Origin of the sequence: Bradyrhizobium sp. 63_E2_N1_3 (assembly GCF_052076005.1) — a bacterium.
Lineage (GTDB): Bacteria > Pseudomonadota > Alphaproteobacteria > Rhizobiales > Xanthobacteraceae > Bradyrhizobium > Bradyrhizobium barranii.
The window spans coordinates 5623601-5640002 of record NZ_CP197235.1 but is presented as its reverse complement, the minus strand read 5'-3'; the positions used below and the strand labels follow the sequence as shown (position 1 = coordinate 5640002).

At 64.1% G+C, this 16402-nt stretch carries 16 protein-coding genes and 1 pseudogene; 8 read left to right on the top strand and 9 right to left on the bottom strand.

Annotation, left to right across the window (positions count from 1 at the left end):
- Nucleotides 1-2: 2 nt before the first annotated feature.
- A complete protein-coding gene (locus AB7531_RS27250; protein ID WP_063983936.1) occupies nucleotides 3-872 on the top strand; it encodes a hypothetical protein in 870 nt (289 codons plus the stop codon).
- Nucleotides 872-1789 carry an NAD(P)-dependent oxidoreductase gene (locus AB7531_RS27245; RefSeq protein WP_063983935.1) on the top strand — a complete coding sequence of 306 codons (918 nt, stop codon included), beginning with the start codon at nucleotides 872-874 and terminating at the stop codon, nucleotides 1787-1789. Before AB7531_RS27250 ends, AB7531_RS27245 begins: the two co-directional genes overlap by 1 nt.
- Nucleotides 1790-1808: 19 nt before the next feature.
- Here the strand turns inward: AB7531_RS27245 and AB7531_RS27240 are convergent, their stop codons facing one another.
- The 3 genes and pseudogenes from AB7531_RS27240 to AB7531_RS27230 all read right to left on the bottom strand — a co-directional run bounded on the left by AB7531_RS27240 (nucleotide 1809) and on the right by AB7531_RS27230 (nucleotide 4788).
- Complete coding sequence (locus tag AB7531_RS27240) at nucleotides 1809-2120, bottom strand: hypothetical protein (RefSeq protein WP_063983934.1); 312 nt, start codon at nucleotides 2118-2120, stop codon at nucleotides 1809-1811.
- 152 nt (nucleotides 2121-2272) lie between these two features.
- Nucleotides 2273-3476 (bottom strand): annotated as a pseudogene (locus AB7531_RS27235) (amidohydrolase family protein).
- Between the two features lie 73 nt (nucleotides 3477-3549).
- Nucleotides 3550-4788, bottom strand: a complete 1239-nt coding sequence (locus AB7531_RS27230; RefSeq protein WP_441280186.1) for an amidohydrolase family protein — start codon at nucleotides 4786-4788, stop codon at nucleotides 3550-3552.
- 148 nt (nucleotides 4789-4936) lie between these two features.
- On the opposite strand from AB7531_RS27230, the gene AB7531_RS27225 reads away from it, so the two are divergent.
- Nucleotides 4937-5353 carry a hypothetical protein gene (locus tag AB7531_RS27225; protein WP_063983932.1) on the top strand — a complete coding sequence of 139 codons (417 nt, stop codon included), beginning with the start codon at nucleotides 4937-4939 and terminating at the stop codon, nucleotides 5351-5353.
- 84 nt (nucleotides 5354-5437) lie between these two features.
- On the opposite strand, the gene AB7531_RS27220 is transcribed toward AB7531_RS27225, so the two are convergent.
- The gene (locus AB7531_RS27220; RefSeq protein ID WP_231144594.1) at nucleotides 5438-6193 is read right to left on the bottom strand and encodes a GntR family transcriptional regulator; all 756 of its coding nucleotides are present in this window, start codon (nucleotides 6191-6193) and stop codon (nucleotides 5438-5440) included.
- 198 nt (nucleotides 6194-6391) lie between these two features.
- On the opposite strand from AB7531_RS27220, the gene AB7531_RS27215 reads away from it, so the two are divergent.
- The 4 genes from AB7531_RS27215 to AB7531_RS27200 are packed head-to-tail and all read left to right on the top strand — an operon-like array spanning nucleotide 6392 to nucleotide 10547.
- Nucleotides 6392-7249: an ABC transporter ATP-binding protein gene (locus AB7531_RS27215; protein ID WP_063986446.1), complete on the top strand. Its 858-nt coding sequence runs from the start codon at nucleotides 6392-6394 to the stop codon at nucleotides 7247-7249.
- Nucleotides 7249-8025 (top strand): ABC transporter permease, encoded by a 777-nt coding sequence (locus AB7531_RS27210; RefSeq protein ID WP_063983930.1) that lies wholly within the window; start codon nucleotides 7249-7251, stop codon nucleotides 8023-8025. Before AB7531_RS27215 ends, AB7531_RS27210 begins: the two co-directional genes overlap by 1 nt.
- 40 nt (nucleotides 8026-8065) lie before the next feature.
- Complete coding sequence (locus tag AB7531_RS27205; protein WP_063983929.1) at nucleotides 8066-9091, top strand: ABC transporter substrate-binding protein; 1026 nt, start codon at nucleotides 8066-8068, stop codon at nucleotides 9089-9091.
- A 16-nt stretch (nucleotides 9092-9107) separates the two neighbouring features.
- Nucleotides 9108-10547, top strand: coding sequence for an amidohydrolase family protein (locus AB7531_RS27200; RefSeq protein WP_063983928.1), 1440 nt, complete (start codon nucleotides 9108-9110; stop codon nucleotides 10545-10547).
- Between the two features lie 65 nt (nucleotides 10548-10612).
- Here AB7531_RS27200 and AB7531_RS27195 read toward each other — a convergent pair whose 3' ends face one another.
- Genes AB7531_RS27195 through AB7531_RS27175 form a run of 5 tightly spaced genes read right to left on the bottom strand, consistent with a single transcriptional unit; the run spans nucleotide 10613 to nucleotide 15132 of the window.
- Complete coding sequence (locus AB7531_RS27195) at nucleotides 10613-11752, bottom strand: ABC transporter substrate-binding protein (RefSeq protein WP_063983927.1); 1140 nt, start codon at nucleotides 11750-11752, stop codon at nucleotides 10613-10615.
- A gap of 20 nt (nucleotides 11753-11772) precedes the next feature.
- Nucleotides 11773-12750, bottom strand: coding sequence for a branched-chain amino acid ABC transporter permease (locus tag AB7531_RS27190; RefSeq protein WP_063983926.1), 978 nt, complete (start codon nucleotides 12748-12750; stop codon nucleotides 11773-11775).
- On the bottom strand, nucleotides 12747-13601 hold the full coding sequence (locus AB7531_RS27185) for a branched-chain amino acid ABC transporter permease (protein WP_063983925.1): 855 nt from the start codon (nucleotides 13599-13601) through the stop codon (nucleotides 12747-12749). Before AB7531_RS27185 ends, AB7531_RS27190 begins: the two co-directional genes overlap by 4 nt.
- Nucleotides 13598-14341: an ABC transporter ATP-binding protein gene (locus tag AB7531_RS27180; RefSeq protein WP_063983924.1), complete on the bottom strand. Its 744-nt coding sequence runs from the start codon at nucleotides 14339-14341 to the stop codon at nucleotides 13598-13600. Before AB7531_RS27180 ends, AB7531_RS27185 begins: the two co-directional genes overlap by 4 nt.
- Nucleotides 14338-15132: an ABC transporter ATP-binding protein gene (locus AB7531_RS27175; protein ID WP_223153603.1), complete on the bottom strand. Its 795-nt coding sequence runs from the start codon at nucleotides 15130-15132 to the stop codon at nucleotides 14338-14340. The genes AB7531_RS27180 and AB7531_RS27175 overlap by 4 nt, the downstream gene beginning before the upstream one ends.
- 354 nt (nucleotides 15133-15486) lie before the next feature.
- Here AB7531_RS27175 and AB7531_RS27170 point away from each other — a divergent pair, with 354 nt between their 5' ends.
- Nucleotides 15487-16395 (top strand): amino acid ABC transporter substrate-binding protein, encoded by a 909-nt coding sequence (locus AB7531_RS27170; RefSeq protein WP_063983922.1) that lies wholly within the window; start codon nucleotides 15487-15489, stop codon nucleotides 16393-16395.
- Nucleotides 16396-16402: the final 7 nt, after the last annotated feature.

Here is a 16402-nt window from a genome sequence, read left to right as displayed (position 1 = left end):
GGATGGATCGTCTCAAGTTGAAGGCTGTGCTCGGCAGTCACCCTCACGTGCAGGCGGTGAAGAGCGGCGAACTCCGCTCCAACCTGTTCGACCTCGATTTCATCGCGTACACGCCGACCAACACGGCGTTCAAGCCGATGGTGCGCGAGCAGGCGTTCGACGTCTGCGAGATGGCGATCGTTACCTATCTGATGGCGAAGGCGCATGGCAAGCCGCTGGTGCTGCTGCCTGCCACCATGCTCGGCCGCTTCCAGCATTCCTACGCGCTCTACAACCCTGCAAGGGGAGTGCTCGGGCCATCCGATCTCGAAGGCAAGCGCGTCGGCATCCGCTCGTTCACGACGACGACGGGCGCATGGATCAGGGGCATTCTCGCCAACGACTACGGTGTCAATCTCGACAAGATCCGCTGGATCACCTTCGAGGATCCGCACGTTGCCGAATATGTCGACAGCACCGAGCGTGCGCCGAAGGACAAGAAGATCTTGCAGATGCTGATCGACGGCGAGCTCGACGCCGTCCTCGGCGAGGCCTCTGATCATCCCACGTTGAAGCCGCTATTCTCCGATCCTGCCGCAGAGGCTGCCAAATGGTACACCCGTCGTGGCGTCGTCCCGGTCAATCATCTCGTGGTCGTGACAGAGCAGCTTGCGAAAGCGCGCCCCGACGTAGTTACAGGCGTTTATGACCTGCTTGAGCGGAACAAGGCGCAGGTGGGACCTGCGGCGACGCCCGACCTCGTTCCGTTCGGGATCGAGGCGAACAGAAAACCGTTGGAGCTGATCGTCGACTACGCATTCCAGCAGGCGCTGATCCCGCGCCGCTATGCGGTCGAGGAGCTGTTCGACGAGACGACACGAGGATTGAATTGATGGCAGGTGATCCCAGGCGCTGGCAGATCGGGCTCGTCGGCTACGGCGAGGTCGGCAGGATCCTGGCCGAGGATTTGCGGCAGCAGGATATCAAGGTAGCCGCTTACGACATCAAGCTCGGAGGCGAGCACGGCGCTCCGCTGAAGGAGCATGCGGCGAAGTTCGGCGTGACGCTGGCGGCGTCTCACGCCGAGCTGACCGCGAAATCCGATTTCATCATCTCCGCGGTCACGGCGAGCCAGGCCGTGCCCGTAGCAAAAGCCTGCGCTGGCGCAATCAACCAGGGCACCTGGTTCCTCGATTTCAATTCGGCGTCTCCCGGCGCCAAGCAGCGCGCCGCTGCGTTGATCGACGGCGCTGCCGGACGCTATGTCGAGGGCGCGGTGATGACCTCGGTGCCGCCTTATCGCATCAAGGTGCCGCTGCTGCTCGGTGGGCCCGGCGCGAGGGAGCTGGAGCCGCTGCTGAATACGATCGGCTTTGCGGCCAAGGTCGCGAGCGACAAGCTCGGCGTGTCCTCGGCCGTGAAAATGTGCCGCAGCATCATGATCAAGGGCCTTGAGGCCATGGTCATCGAAAGCTTCACCACTGCGCGGGCCTACGGCGTCGAGGACGCCGTGCTGGCTTCGCTCGCGGAGACGTTTCCGGCGATCGACTGGGAGAAGCAGGGCGCCTATTGCTTCCAGCGCGTGATCGAGCACGGCCGTCGCCGTGCCGAGGAGGTGCGTGAAGTCGCGGAGACCGTGCGCGAGGTCGGGCTCACGCCATGGTCGGCGCAGGGCACCGCCGAGCGCCAGGCCTGGGTTGCCGATCTCGCTGACGAGGGGCTGTTCGGCATCAAGGGGACGAAGGAATTTGCCCGCAGCGCCGATTGGCGCACCGAGGCGGATCGCATTCTGGCGAAGATCAAGCGCTGAGATCCAGCGCGCATTCAGCTCAAGACTCTGCTGCCGCCGCGTAGTCCGAGAGTTCGTCGCGCGCGAGCTCGATCAGGCTCATCAGGCTCGTGGCTTCGCGGACGACTTCCGTGGTGCGCTCGGTGCGGAACTCGGTGAGAATCGTGCGAATGCATTTGTCGGCGGTATCGAGCGTCAACAGCGCGCGGGCCATGTCGTCCTGCGTGTGGATTGCCGATATGTCGATGCCCGACAGGACTTCGCCGATGCCGGTCAGTCGCTTGATGGCCATCTCGGCGGGCGTGTTGGCCCGAATGGAATGGTAATCGATGCTGCTGAATGCGCTGAACATTCGATACTTCCCCGGAGAACGCAGATGTCAGTGCGTGTCTTAGTATGATCTCCTTGGCCCGTCGTGCAATGCGCGTATTTACGGTCAGGGATTCTACCGGATTGGGGAGTGAGGAAAGCTAGCGGTATAATCGAACGGAAAAGATCCGATCATTAGCCGCGCTTCCCGACAATCTTACCGTCGCATGCGACGAGCTTGCCTTCCTTGTACACGGCGCCCTTGCGGCACGCCGACAACGGCTTCAGGAATATGCTCGGCATTCAGTGTCACGAAATCGGCCTTGGCGCCGACGCGCAGGCCATAGCCTTCGAGCCGCAGCGCCTTTGCGCCGGATACGGTGACGACATCGAACGCGACGCGCAGTTCTTCGTCGATATTGAAGCCCGAGCGATAGCCGAGCGTCGTGGCCCGGCGCAGCATGTCGCCGTCGCCATAGGGCCACCAGGAATCGCGGATGTTGTCGTTGCCGCTGAAGACGGTGACGCCGGCATTGCGCAGGGCCAGGATCGGCGGGAAGGGCCGGGCGCCTGGCGCATTGGTCATGATCGCGACGCCCGAGCGGGCGAGGGTGTCGGCGATCTTCTTGAGCTGATCCATGGGGATGTCGCCGAGCCCGTAAGCATGGCTGACGGCAACGCGTCCCGCCATGCCGAGCGCGCGCGTCCGCGCCGCGATCTGCTCGATTTCGAATGCGCCCAGCGTGCCCATGTCATGCAGATGGATGTCGACGTCGACGCCGTGCTTGCCGGCGACACCGAACACGACGTCGAGATGCTTCTCGATGTCGCGATCGAAGCTCGCGGGATCGAGCCCGCCGACGAGATCGGAGCCGAGCCCGATGGCCTCGTCCAGCAATTGCGGCGTGCCCGGGCTCATCAGGATGCCGCTCTGGGGGAAGGCGACGAGCTGGATGTCGATCAGGCCCTTGTATTCCTCGCGCACGCGCAAAATCGTCTCGAGCGATTTCAGGCCGACCGAGCCGTCGACCATGACGTGGCTGCGCATCTGCGTGGTGCCGTGGCCGATGCAGAGATCGAGCTGGTTGCGTGCGCGCACATCCATCGGCGCTGATACGGCCATGTTCTGGGCCTGGAAGGCGACGCGCTCATGCACGTCGAACCCGTTGGTGCATGGCTTGTGCGGACGCCAGGCGTCGCCATAGAAGCTGGTGTCGAGATGGATGTGGCCTTCGACGAAGCCGGGAACGACGAGGACGTTGCCGAGGTCGATGGTCTCGTTTGCGGCGGGACGTTCATCGACGGGCGTGATCGCGGCGATGCGGCCGTCCGCGACGGCGATGTGATGCCGGGCTCCGCCGTCGAAGCGCGCGTTCAGGAAGATCGTGTCGAAGGCCATCCGGTTGCTCCGTTGGTCGATTGCGATGATCATCGCGCAAGCCGCGGGTCGGGCGCAAGGCGCGGAAAGTCGGTCAGCCCGGCCCGAACAAGGTGGGCCGCTGCCGCTCAAACGTCTGGCGGCCGCTCTTGAAGCCCATCACGATATCCGGCAGCTCGGCGATGGCGAAGCGGCTGTCCTGGGTTTCGAGCACGACGAGATCGGCGGGGTTGCCGACCTTGATGCCGTAATCGCCAAGGTTCATCAGCCGCGCCGGCAGTTCGGTCACGAGATCGAGGCAGGTATCGAAGTCGCTGACCGAAGCGTGCGCGACGTTGGCGTAGAAATTTGCCATCCGCAGCAGCGAGGCGTCGCCGAACGGCGTGAACGGGTTGAGCACATTGTTGGTCGCGACCGAACACAGCACGCCGTCGCCGGCGAGCTTGTGCGCAAGCGTCAGCCCGCGCGGCACGTTGTGGGTGGCTTCGCGGCCCATCAGATAAAGATCGGTTGCGGGCAGCACGGTGACGGCAACGCCTGATGTCGCCAGCTGCGCGGTGGCCGCCTTCATCCGCTCCGGCGGCAGTGCCGAGAGTTTTGTCGCATGGCCGATCGCCACGCGTCCTCCGTAGTTGCGCCGCTCGGTCTGGCGGCAGACCTCGTCGAGGTGCCACCAGGAGGGGTCGAGGTCGAAATCGAGATGGAGGTCGACGTCGACTTCGAATTCCTGCGCGAGATCGAAGATGCGTTCGAGATGCGCGTTCGGGTCGGTGTCCATATAGGGACAGCCGCCGATTGCTTCGCCGCCATCGCGCAGCGCCTGCACCAGCAGCTCATCGCTGCCGGGGTCGTTGGTCAGGCCTTCCTGCGGGAAGACACAGAGCGACAGGTCGATGGCCCAGGCATAGTCGCGCTTCAGCGCCTTGACCGCCTCGAAGCCGCGCAAGGCAATGCGGGGGTCGATCTCGACATGGGTCCGCATGCGCGTCGTGCCGTGCACGATGGCGCGCTCGAGCACTTTTGCGCCGCGCGCGTAGACGTCCTCGACCGTGAAATCCTTTTTCATCCCGGCCACGGCGCGGATCGCGTCCGAGACGCTGCCGTGATTGTGCCCGCAGCGGCCGAGCAGGCAGGCCTTGTCGAGATGGATGTGGGTGTCGACGAACCCGGGCAGGGCGAGGCGCCCGCCGACATCGACCTCGACGGCCTCGCAGGCAAGCTGCGGCTCGATCGCGGCGATGCGGCCGCCCTTCACGCCGATATCGACGGGTGCGGCGGATGATCGCAACAGCGTGTTGCGGAAGATCAGGTCAAGGGCGGGTTGGGCGGTCATGGCGTCGGATTCAGCTGTGGTAGCCTAGCGGAAGCTGGGGAAGCGGGCAGCTCCAGATTGTGTGCAGTTATGCCACCAAATTGTTCAAAAAATGTGCATACACTTTGGGGCGTGAATTGTAGAATGCCGCCACCTCGGAGAGCCCACCATGTCTGTCCCCGCAAAAGCCGAACGCCCGATGACCGACGCCGAGATCGTGGAGGCCTATCTCACGGCCTCGATGATACCCGATCCCGATGCCGCCGCGGCCTATATGAAGCCGGGTACGGTGATCACGTTTACCGGCGGGCGCGAGTTCGATCATCCGCGCGGCCCGACCGGCTTCAATGCGAACCGCTATCGCTGGGTCAAGAAGAAGATGGACCGGTTCGACGTCTGTCCGGGCACGGACGAGACCATCGTCTACAGCGTCGGCATGCTCTATGGCGAGTGGATGGACGGCACGCCGTTCGAGGGCAATCGCTATGTCGACCGCTTCGTCGTGCGGGGCGGACAGATCGTGAAGATGGACGTCTGGAACGATAGCGCAGAGCGGATTTTGGTCCAGCGCGGGATCGAGGCTTAACACGCGCATGATCCGGAAAAGTGTGCAGCGGTTTTCCGATAAGATCATGCGCAAACGAAAAGCTAAAGCGCAATTCGCTGCGCTTTAGCGACGAGCCACTTTCGGCAGCTTGACGACGCGGTCGCTCGTCACCTCGTCCGCATAGGGCGCGAGGATATCGAGCAGATCGCGGCCACGCTGCGGGGTGGGGGCCACCAATGCACGATTGGCCACGGAATCCAGATGATGGTGCATCAGTTCCATCACCTTGGCTTCGTCGCCCTTGGCGAGCGATGCGATGATGGCGCGGTGCTCGTTGATCGCGCATTCGGTGGAATGCGGTCGGCTGTAGAGTGACAGCGTCAGGCAGCAGCGATAGGCGACCTCGCTGACATAGCGCACCAGGATCGGGCTGTTCGTCATGTGCGCGAGCAGGATGTGGAATTCGGTGGCGAGCCGGATCGAAACTGCATCCGTGCCGCCGCGTGCGCGGTCCTCGGCATCGACATGGGCATTCAGCTCGGCGATCTGGCTCTTGCTTAGCTTGCCCGCGAGCTGGCGGACGACAAGGCCCTCGAGTTGGATGCGGATGTCGAAGGCATCGCGCGCCTCCTGCCAGCTCGGCGTTGCCACCACCGCGATCCGGTTGCGGCGGAGCTCGACGAGGCCTTCGGCAGCAAGCTGTCCCAGCGCATGGCGCGCAATGGTGCGGCTGACGCCGAAACGTTCGCCCAGCGCATCCTCGGGCAGCTTTGCACCGGGCTCCAGCGCCTGCTCGATGATCGCGCGCCTGAGTGCGCGGCAGATCACGCCGACCTTGTCCGATGATTCAGACGTCTTGCTGGTGGTGCGCGCCGCCATCGGCGAATCCTTGCGGGGAGGGTCGAAACCTCTCTTTAGCACAGGCTTTGTCCAATCCAGCGCTCCAGTTGCATGCAGTTTGGCAGCCGAATTGCCTAAATCGAATCCGGCCATCCGGCGGGGAGTTTGGCCAAATCATTGATTTTGCGAGGACGACCGACTGGCACCCAGCTTGCATGCACTTTGCCTGTGATGCGCATGCAACCCAACGCCCAATTTGACGGCCAGCCCGTTCCCGAAGGCTCCGGCCCGACCGCCATTGAGCTGTCCGAGGCCACCGTGACCTTCGGGCGCGGCGACCGCGCCGTGCCCGCTCTGTCGAAGACGACGTTGCGGATCGCCGACGGCGAGTTTGTCGCACTGGTCGGCCCGTCCGGATGCGGCAAATCGACCATTTTGCGTCTCGTCAGCGGCCTGGTGCAGCCGACCAGCGGCGTCGTCATCGTCGGCGGCCGCGAGGTCGCGGCGCGGGCGCTGCGGGTCGGCATGGCCTTTCAGAACCCGACCATGCTGCCGTGGATGACGATCGAGCGGAACATCATGTTGCCGCTGAAGATCGTCGAGCCGTTCCGCTCGAACTTCCGCAAGCTGCGTAAGACCGAGTTTCGCGACAAGGCCAATGCGCTGCTGGAGCAGGTCGGCCTTAGGGGATTTGGCAGTCGCTATCCCTGGCAGCTATCCGGCGGCATGCTCCAGCGCGCCAATCTCTGCCGCGCGCTGATCCACGAGCCGCGCATGTTGCTGCTGGATGAGCCGTTCGGCGCGCTGGACCAGTTTACCCGCGAGGAGCTGTGGGCGATCCTCCAGAACCTCTGGATGACGCACAAGCCGACCGTGTTGCTGGTGACGCACGATTTGCGTGAAGCCGGTTTCCTCGCCAGCCGCATCTGCGTGATGAGCGCGCGTCCCGGCCGCATCCTCGATGACAGCCGTGTGGAGTTCGCGCGGCCGCGCACCGTTGCCATGACCTTCGAGCCGGATTTCGTCGCGCTGAACCAGAAGCTGCGCGCCTTCATCGAGGATGCGCGCAGCGCAGCCCAACAGGGGACAGGCTGATGTTCGGGATCGATGTCAGGCAGAAGGCATGGTCGGCGGGACTGATCGTGCTGTTCTTCGTCGCCTGGGAGCTGTTCTGCCTGATGACCGGCATGTCGGACCTGGTGCTGCCGCGGCCATCACAGGTTTTTGTCACGCTGTTTCAGCGCTTTCCGGTGCTGTGGCCGCACATCGTGCAGACGCTCGCGACCACCATGTTCGGCTTCGTCCTCGGCGTTGCGCTGGGTGTCGCCCTCGGCGCCATCATCGGCGTCTCCAAGACGGCCTATGACACCTGCTATCCGCTGCTGATCGGCTTCTCCTCGATCCCCAAGGTCGCGGTGGTGCCGATCTTCGTGCTGTGGTTCGGCTCCGGCACGGTGCCGGCGGTGCTGACGGCGCTGTCGATCTGCTTCTTCCCGATTGTCGTCAATATCGCCACGGGCCTCGCGACCACCGAGCCCGAGCTCGAAGACGTATTGAAGGCGCTCGGCGCCAGCAAGTTCGACATCCTCTGGAACGTCGGTCTGCCCAGGACCATGCCGTTCTTCTTCGCCTCGCTGAAGGTCGCGATCTCCTACGCCTTCGTCGGCGCCGTGCTGTCGGAGACGGTCGCCTCCAACCGCGGCATCGGCAACGTCATGATGACCGCGTCCTCCAATTTCAACGTGCCGCTGGTGTTCGCCGGCCTGTTCGTGCTCGCCGGCCTCGGCGTCGCGCTCTACGCGGTGTTCTCGCTGATCGAAGGGCGTGTCACCGGCTGGGCCACGCGCAAGAACGACGTGATCGCCACCTGAATTTCTGAACCGTCACGCAACGAAGCTTGAGGAGGTCTCGATGTTGAGAAAAGTAACAGTCGCGCTGCTGGGATTGGCTCTGTCCACGGGCGCTGCCACGGCCGACGACACCACGATCAAGTTCACGCTGGGTTGGAAGACGCAAGGCAGCGATGCCGCATTCTTCTACGCCAAGGACAACGGCTATTTCAAAGAGGAAGGCCTCAACGTCGTCATCGACCAGGGCGAGGGCTCCGGCGCCACTGTCACGCGCGTGATGTCGGGGGCCTATGACGCCGGCTTCGGTGACGTCAACGCCATCATCCAGAACGCCTCGACCAAGCCGCAGGAGGCGCCCGTCATGGTCTACATGATGTGGAACCAGCCGCCGTTCGCGATCGTCGCCAAGAAGACCAGCGGCATCAACACCATCAAGGATTTTGAGGGCCACACGCTGGGCGGCGCGCAGGGCACGCCGACGACGCGGCTGTTGCCGGTGTTCACCCGCAAGAACGGGCTCGACGGCGAGAAGATCAAGATCTCCAACATGGCCCCGAACCTCCAGGAGCCGATGCTGATCAAGGGCGATATCGACGCGGCGCTCGTGTTCAACATCACCAGCTATTTCAACCTCGTGCTCAACCGCCAGGACCCTGACAAGGATTTCAAATGGTTCTCGTTCGGTGAGTACGGCCTCGATCTCTATTCCAACGGCGTGATGGTCTCGAAGAAGCTGATCGCGTCGAACCCGAAGGCCGTGGCCGGCCTCGTCCGCGCCATCAACAAGGGCGCGATTGCAGTGGCCAAGGACCAGAACGCCGGCATGAAGGCTGCGCTGAACTACGACAATCTGATCGACGTCGCCGTCGAGAAGCGCCGGCTGCAATATTCCTTCGACAAGCTGATCGTCTCGCCGGAGATGAAGGAGATCGGCATCGGCGACATCAAGGATGACCGCATGACGCGCGCCATCGGCATCGTGGTCGAGGGTTATCAGCTCGCCCGCGCGCCGACACCCGCAGAGGTGTTCTCGCGCGAGTTCCTGCCGCCGCGTGCGGAGCGGGAGTTGGTGTATACTGCCAACTAAATTTGGAGAGACGGTCATGGCCACGGAGATTGCGGCAACCAGCCTGTTCCGTGGCCCTGATCTCGGTGTGACCGACAATGTCGTGCTGCGGCACGATAAGGGTACCATCACCGACATTCTTGAAGGAGCGGGGCCTGCTGGCGGGCCTCGCTCCTTCGTCATTCCTGCCTTCGTCAACGCCCATGACCATGCGCGCGCGACCGCGTCGTCCTTCGGGGCGGTCGGCATGCCCCTCGAAAGCTGGATCCTGCGCACCGCGCTCGGCACGCCCTTCGATCCCTATCTGACCGCGGCCTCCGCACTGGCACGTTCCGCCAGGGCTGGTTGCGCGGCGATGATGGTGCACTACACCCGCCCAAGCGGGACGATGCCGTTGCTCGATGAAGCCAAGGCGATTGCGAGGGCGGCATCCGATGTCGGCATCCGCGTGGCATTTGCCCTCGCGGTGCGGGACCTGAATCCGATCGTTTATGGCGATGCCGAGCCGATTCTCTCCGGCCTCCCCAGTGATGACCGCAAGAGCATCGAAGACCTCTTTGTCCGCGCGCCGATGTCTCCGAAGGCCTATATCGAGCTGACCGATGCGATTGCCGCCGCCATCTCCGGCCCGATGGTCGACGTGCAGCTCGGGCCCGCCGGCGTGCAATGGTGTTCGAAGCCACTGCTGGAGGCGATGGCGGAGAACTCGGCGCAGACGGGCCGCCGCATTCACATGCATCTGCTGGAGACCGTCTATCAGCGCGCCTGGGCCGACCAAAACTTTCCGGACATGGTGCGTTGGCTGCGCGATATCGGCTTCCTCTCGGAGCGGCTGACGCTGGCGCACTGCATCCACGCCCGTCCCGATGAGCTGGAGATGATCGCAGCCTCCGGCGCGCGCATCGTCACCAATTTCAGCTCGAACATGCATCTGCGCTCGGGGCTCGCCCCGATCGCCGCCGCACACAAATGTGGCTGCGCCATCGCGGTCGGCGTCGACGGGTTGGCGCTGGACGAGGACGACGACATCCTGCGCGAGATGCGGCTGGTGCAGATGGCCCATGGCGGCCTCGGCTTCAGGGCGACCTGGACGCCGGCCGAGCTGTTCGCGCTCGCCGTCCGCAATGGGCGCCGTGCCACCGGCGCGCCCGGGAGCGGCGAGCTCGTCGCAGGCAATCCCGCCGATTTCGTCGTGATCGACCTCGACCGGCTGAATCGAGATCAGATCATGCCCGTCGACCCCATGGCGCTTCTGTTCGCGCGGGGCAATGCGTCGCTGGTGAAGGAGGTCGTCGTCGCCGGCAAGACGATCGCGAAGGACGGGGCCTGCATGGGCGTTGACCTGCCGGCCATCGAGCAGGAGTTGCGGGCGATGTACCGCGTCAATGTCGGCAAGCTCGGAAGTTTTCAGCGCATGTGGCCGTCCCTATCGGAGCGCGTCTCCGGTTGGTTCGAACAGCAGCTCGCTTGCGAGTAGGAGGCGACCAGGGAAACGCCCGCCTGACGATCGGGCGAGCGCTTCCAATGGCACGAATGCCGTCGTTACTGCAATGCCTTGAGCTTGGTGTTCTTGCCGTCGACCACCTCGAACACGACATAGCGAGGCTGCATCTGGCCGTTCGGCAGGAACTGGACGTCGCCGAACACGGTGCCCTTGACGGGCTTGCCGCGGATCGCCTCTGCCACGGTCTTGCGATCGAGCGACTTGGTCTGTTCGACCGCCTGCGCCCACACCTGCACGGCGGCGGCGCCGAGCGCGGCGCTCTTGTCCGGATCAACGCCGTAGGCCTTCTTGTAGGCCGCGACGAACGCTACGCTCTCCGGCTGCGTCGTGAACGGCGGCAGATCGGGGAAAAAGATGTCGGCCGATATCACGCCGTTGTTGGCGTCGCCGGCGACCTTGTACACGGTGCTCAGCATGATGCCGACGGCGCCGACGAAGGTGGATTTTATGCCGGCCTGGCGATACTGGTCGACCAGCGCGGGAAGGCCTGAGGAATTCGACGAACTGGTGACGATGACGGCGTCTGGATTGGCGCCCTTGATATTGGTCAGCTGGACGCGGAAATCGGTGTCCTTGAACGCGAACTTTTCGGTCATGATGACTTCACCCGAAAAGTTCATCTTCTTGAATTCGGCCTCGACGGCGGTCTGAAAGCCGTTGCCATAGACGTCGTTCTGGGTGAGGAACGCGATTTTCTTCGCCTTCATCGTCTGGGCGACGTATTTTGCGATGACTTCCGCATCGAGGCCGTTCGAGCTGTTGATGCGCATCGCGTAAGGGTTCGTCTCGCCGCTGAGGATCAGATCCGACTTCGAGACCGCGGTGAAGTCGAGAATGTTGCCGCGGGCGAGAATCGGCTGCATCGCCAATGTGACTGGTGAGTTCCAGCCTTCGATGACGATGTCCGCCTTCTCGGCAACCATCTCGTTGGCGCGGCTGACGCCGACCGCGGGCGTGCTCTCGTCGTCCTTGGAGATCACCGTCAGCTTGCGGCCGAGCAGGCCGCCCTTGTCGTTGATCTGTTGGACCATCAGCTTGACGGCGTTGGTCACGGTCTGGCCATCAGGGCCGGCGCCGCCGCTGAGCGGAAAGATGGTGCCGACCTTGATGTCCTGCGCCACAGCTGGCACAGATGCGAGACCCAACAATAGCGCGAGAGCCAGTTTCGTCTTGTGCATGCGCTTCCTCCCAATGCATTCTACGTCTTCTTGGTGATACGGCGGTAGAGGCCCACGAGCCCGGCGGGCCAGAAGATCAGGACGAGCGCCAGCACCGATCCCAACACGATCTTGTTCCAGTCGCCGCCGAGCGACAGCAAGTTCTGCTGGGCAATCAGGAGGGCGGTGCCGATCAAGGGGCCGAGCAGGATACGGCGCCCGACCAGCACGATCGCGGTGAGCATCATGACGAGGAAGTAGGACTCGAACATGTCGGGGCCGACATAGGCGCGCTGATAGGCGTAAAGCCAGCCGGCAAGCCCGGTGATCGGTGCCGAGATCACGAACACGGCGAGCCTGACCCGGCGCGGATCGACGCCGAGGCTTGCGGCCAGCGCGGGGTTCATCTGTACCATCAGCGCGGTGGTGCCCAGCCGCGAGCGGCGGAAGCGCGCGATGAAGGCGAGGGTGAGCAGCAGCAGCGCGAAGGCGATCGGCCAGAGATCTTCCTGCATCGCGCCGGAGAAGTTGGTCACGAGCAATGGGAGCTTCAGCGGCGGAATGCCGACGATGCCGTCGGACCCACCGACGGCGTCCCAGTTGAACGCGATCTCGTACGCGACCACGGCGGCCGCATAGGTCACGAGGGAGAACACGAACTCGCGGGTCCGCAAGGTGACGGCGCCGAGGAAGGCCGCGGCCGCGAGGCACAGCGCGATTGTCGCGGCCGCCGTCGCCCAGCCGTTCAGTCCGTATTTGACCGAGAGGTTCGCGGCCGCATAGCCGCCGATGGCCCAGAACACGGTGTGGCCGAGGCTGACCTCGCCGAGATAGGACAGCACGATGTCGGCGCCGTAGCACATCACCGCGAAGATCGCGATCGTGGTCAGCGTGGAATAGGCGACCGAGGTACCGCCCAGCAGGCGCGGCAGGAGGAAGCCGATCACGACGAAGGCCGCGACTGCGGCGAGGCGCAGGAACGGGATCGAGGCGGGCTGCGGGGATTCGATCGCGGTCATTTGGTTGCAAGCCCCGCGGGACGGATCACGAGCAGCGCCAGCAACAGCGCAAAGGCCGCCGCCGTCGTATAGGCCGGCGCGACGAACGCGCCGAAGAAGGCGGTGAACAGGCCGAGCCCGAGCCCGGCTGCGAGCGCGCCGCCGATCGAGCCGATGCCGCCGAGCACGACCACGACAAAGGTCATGATGACCTCGTTGAAACCCATGCTGGTCAGGATCGGCGAGCGGGGCGCCACCAGCGCCGCCCCCAGCGCGACCGCGGAACATTCGAACACGAAGACGCCGAGATAGACGAACTTTGCGTTGATCCCGAACAGCTCTGCGAGCTTCGGGTCCTCGGCGACGGCGCGGATGACCGAGCCGAAGCGGGTTCGCTGGGTGAACAGCCAGACTGCGCCGTAAAGAAGAAGGGTTACGACCAGCACCAGCACGTCCTGCCAGGTGAACCAGAGCGGACCGATGTCGATCTTGGCGCGCGCCAATGTTCCGGGCAGCGTCTGCGGATTGCCGCCGAAGATCAGCGCGCTGCTGCCCTGCAGGACGTAGCCGAGACCGAGCGTCACGATCATCAGGCTGGTCAGGTTCTGCGTCATGACCAGGCGCATCATCGCGTTCTGCATCAGGAGGCCGATCACGCCGAGCACGATGATCGCCACCAGAATGGCGAGCGGGTAGGGCAGGCCCAGTTTGGTGATGGCGTACCAGGTGACGAAGGCGCCGAGCATGTAGAGCTGGCCATGGGCGAAATTCACCAGTCGTGCGACGCCGAGCAAAATGGTCCAGCCCAGCGCGATGCAGGCATAACCGGAGCCAAGCACGATGCCGTTGATGACCTGCTGCGCGATATTCATGCCGGCGTTCCATCGGCGATGGTGCCGAGATAGGCCTCGATGATGCGATGGTCCGCGGCCATGACGTCGGCAGGACCTTCGCCGACGATCTTGCCGCGTTCGAGCAGGTAGAGGTGGTCGACCACCTTCAGCGCCGCCTTGATGTTCTGCTCGACCAGCAGCACCGGCAGGCCGCGATCGACCAGCAGGCGGATGCGGGAGAGCAGGTCGGTGATCAGCCGGGGCGCGAGGCCCGCGGAAGGCTCGTCCAGCATCAGCACGCGCGGGCCGGCGAGCAAGGCGCGCCCGACCGCGAGCATCTGCCGTTCGCCGCCGGAGAGTGCTGCGCCCTTGTGCGAACGGCGCTCGGCGAGGCGCGGGAAGAACTCGAAAACCTCGGGGATGGTGAAGAGATGCCGGCCGGTCGTGTCCGCGGGCGGCCGCACCAGTGCCAGGTTCTCGTCGACGGTCAGCTCCGCAAAGATGTTCTTGCCTTCCGGCACCAGCGTAAGGCCGCGCGCCACCCGCTCGTGCGCGGCGAGTTTCTCGATGCTGCGTCCTTCGAGCTGGACGCTGCCGGTGACCACGGCGCGGCCACGGGACCAGCCGGCGAGCGCATTGACCAGCGTGGTCTTGCCGGCGCCGTTGGCGCCGACGAGGCCAACCATTCGCCCCGCGGGCACGCCGATATTGACGCCTGACACCGCGACATTGCCTGCGTAGCGGACTGAGAGACCGTCGCTCTGGAGTACGCCGCTCATTCGTCGCGTCCCAGATAGGCTTCGCGCACGCGCGGATCGCGCTGGATGTCAACAGGCGTTCCCGTCGCCAGCATGGCACCCTGGTCGATCATGACGATGCGATCGGCAATCGACATGATGAGGTCCATGTGGTGCTCGATGACGACGAGGGCGAGGTTACGCTTGCGTAGGCCAATCAGGACGTCGGCGAGCTTCTTCATGTCGCCGCCGCTGAGGCCGGCCGCGGGTTCATCGAGCAGGAGCACCTTTGCGCCGGTGCCATAGGCGAGTGCGACCGAGAGCAGGCGCTGCACGCCGTAGGGAATGTCGCCGGGAAGCTGGTCATGGTACTGCCGGGCGATGCCGAAGAAGTCGAGCAGTTGTGCAGCCGCCAGTTCGGCTGCGCGGCGCGTGGTGGCCTCGCGCCAGGGCGCGAACAGGGATGTGGCGAGATCGGTCGAGAAATCGCGGAAGATGGCCGAGACCGCGTTCTGCAGGACGGTCAGTTCGCCGAAGAACGAGTTCTGCTGAAAGGTGCGGCGCAGGCCGCGGCCGGCGAGGTCGAACGTCCGGAGCGCCGAGACGTCGGCCTTGTCGAGGAATGTGCGGCCGCGATGGGTGACGGCATTGGTGACGGCGGCAAAGCAGCTGCTTTTTCCCGCGCCGTTCGGGCCGATGATGCCGAGGATCTCGTCGTTATGGACTGACCAGCTCACGTCGCGCAGGGCGACGAGCGCGCCATACTGCACGGTCAGCCCTTCGACGCGCAGCACCTCGCTCGCGCCGCGACGCGTTTCCCCGGAACTTGCCACCCGGCCGTCCATCCCTTGTTGTCCCGGCCGCGCTTACGGCAACCGGTCCTTTTTGGCGAGGCAACGCACGGCAATCGATGCGGGATCAAATCGCAGGAGAGAGGCAGCCTCGCGAGAGGCAAGGTATTGCGCGCCAACTCTGAAAACTTGTGCTGACTGGTCGTCAGACCAGAGACGCCTGCGCTGCGGCCCGCTCAACCCTGACGGCGCGGCACGGTATTTTCTCCCGCAGTGGTACATACAAAACCGCAATAGCTGATAGACGGAACCTCGTCTGGCGATCATCCGGGCTGTGGGCTATGAACCCTGGAGTTGCGCCGCGGCGCAGCCCATGACCCCCTTGAGGAGCCCCCGATGCGTCTTCCCACAATTATCCTGGCCGTCACATGTCTTGCGGGCGCAGCTTCAGCGGAGGACCTGTCGGGCACGCTCCAGAAGGTCAAGGAGACCAAGAAGATCACGCTGGGCTATCAGGAGGCCTCGGTCCCCTTCAGCTATCTCGACGGCAACCAGAAGCCGATCGGCTTCGCCATGGATATCTGCCTCAAGATCGTGGATGCCGTGAAGAAGCAGCTCGGCATGCCCGATATCGCCGTCGACACGCTCGCCGTGACGTCGTCGAACCGGATTCCGCTGATGGTCAACGGCACCCTCGATCTGCACTGCTCGGCGACAACAAACAACGCCGACCGCCAGAAGCAGGTCGCCTTCACCAACACGCATTTCCTCAGCGCGACCCGGTTTGCGGCCAAGAAAGCCGCGAAAATCAGCACCATTGACGACCTCAAGGGCAAGGCCGTTACGGCGGTGGCCGGCTCGGTCAATCTGAATCAGCTTGCCAAGGTCAACACCGAGCGAAATCTCGGCATCAGAATAATGCCGGCCGTGGATCAAGCCGAAGCGTTCCTGCTGCTGGAAACCGACCGCGCTCAGGCCTACGCGCTCGACGACGTCCAGCTTGCGGTCGCGATTGCGCGCTCGAAGGAGCCGGCGCTGTTCATGATCAGCGAAGAGACGTTTTCGAAGGCCGAGCCCTTCGGGATCATGCTGCGGCGGGAAGACGCGCCGTTCAAGGCGCTCGCCGACCGCGCCACCGCCGAGCTTTACGCGAGCCCGGAGATCGAGGTGCTCTACAAGCGCTGGCTGGAATCGCCGACCGCGCCGAACGGCCTCAACTACAATGTCCCGATGTCGGCGGCCTTGCGCAACGCCTTCAAGAAGCCGAGCTCGAGCTTCGATCCCGACGTCTACGTGGTGAACTGAGGCGAGG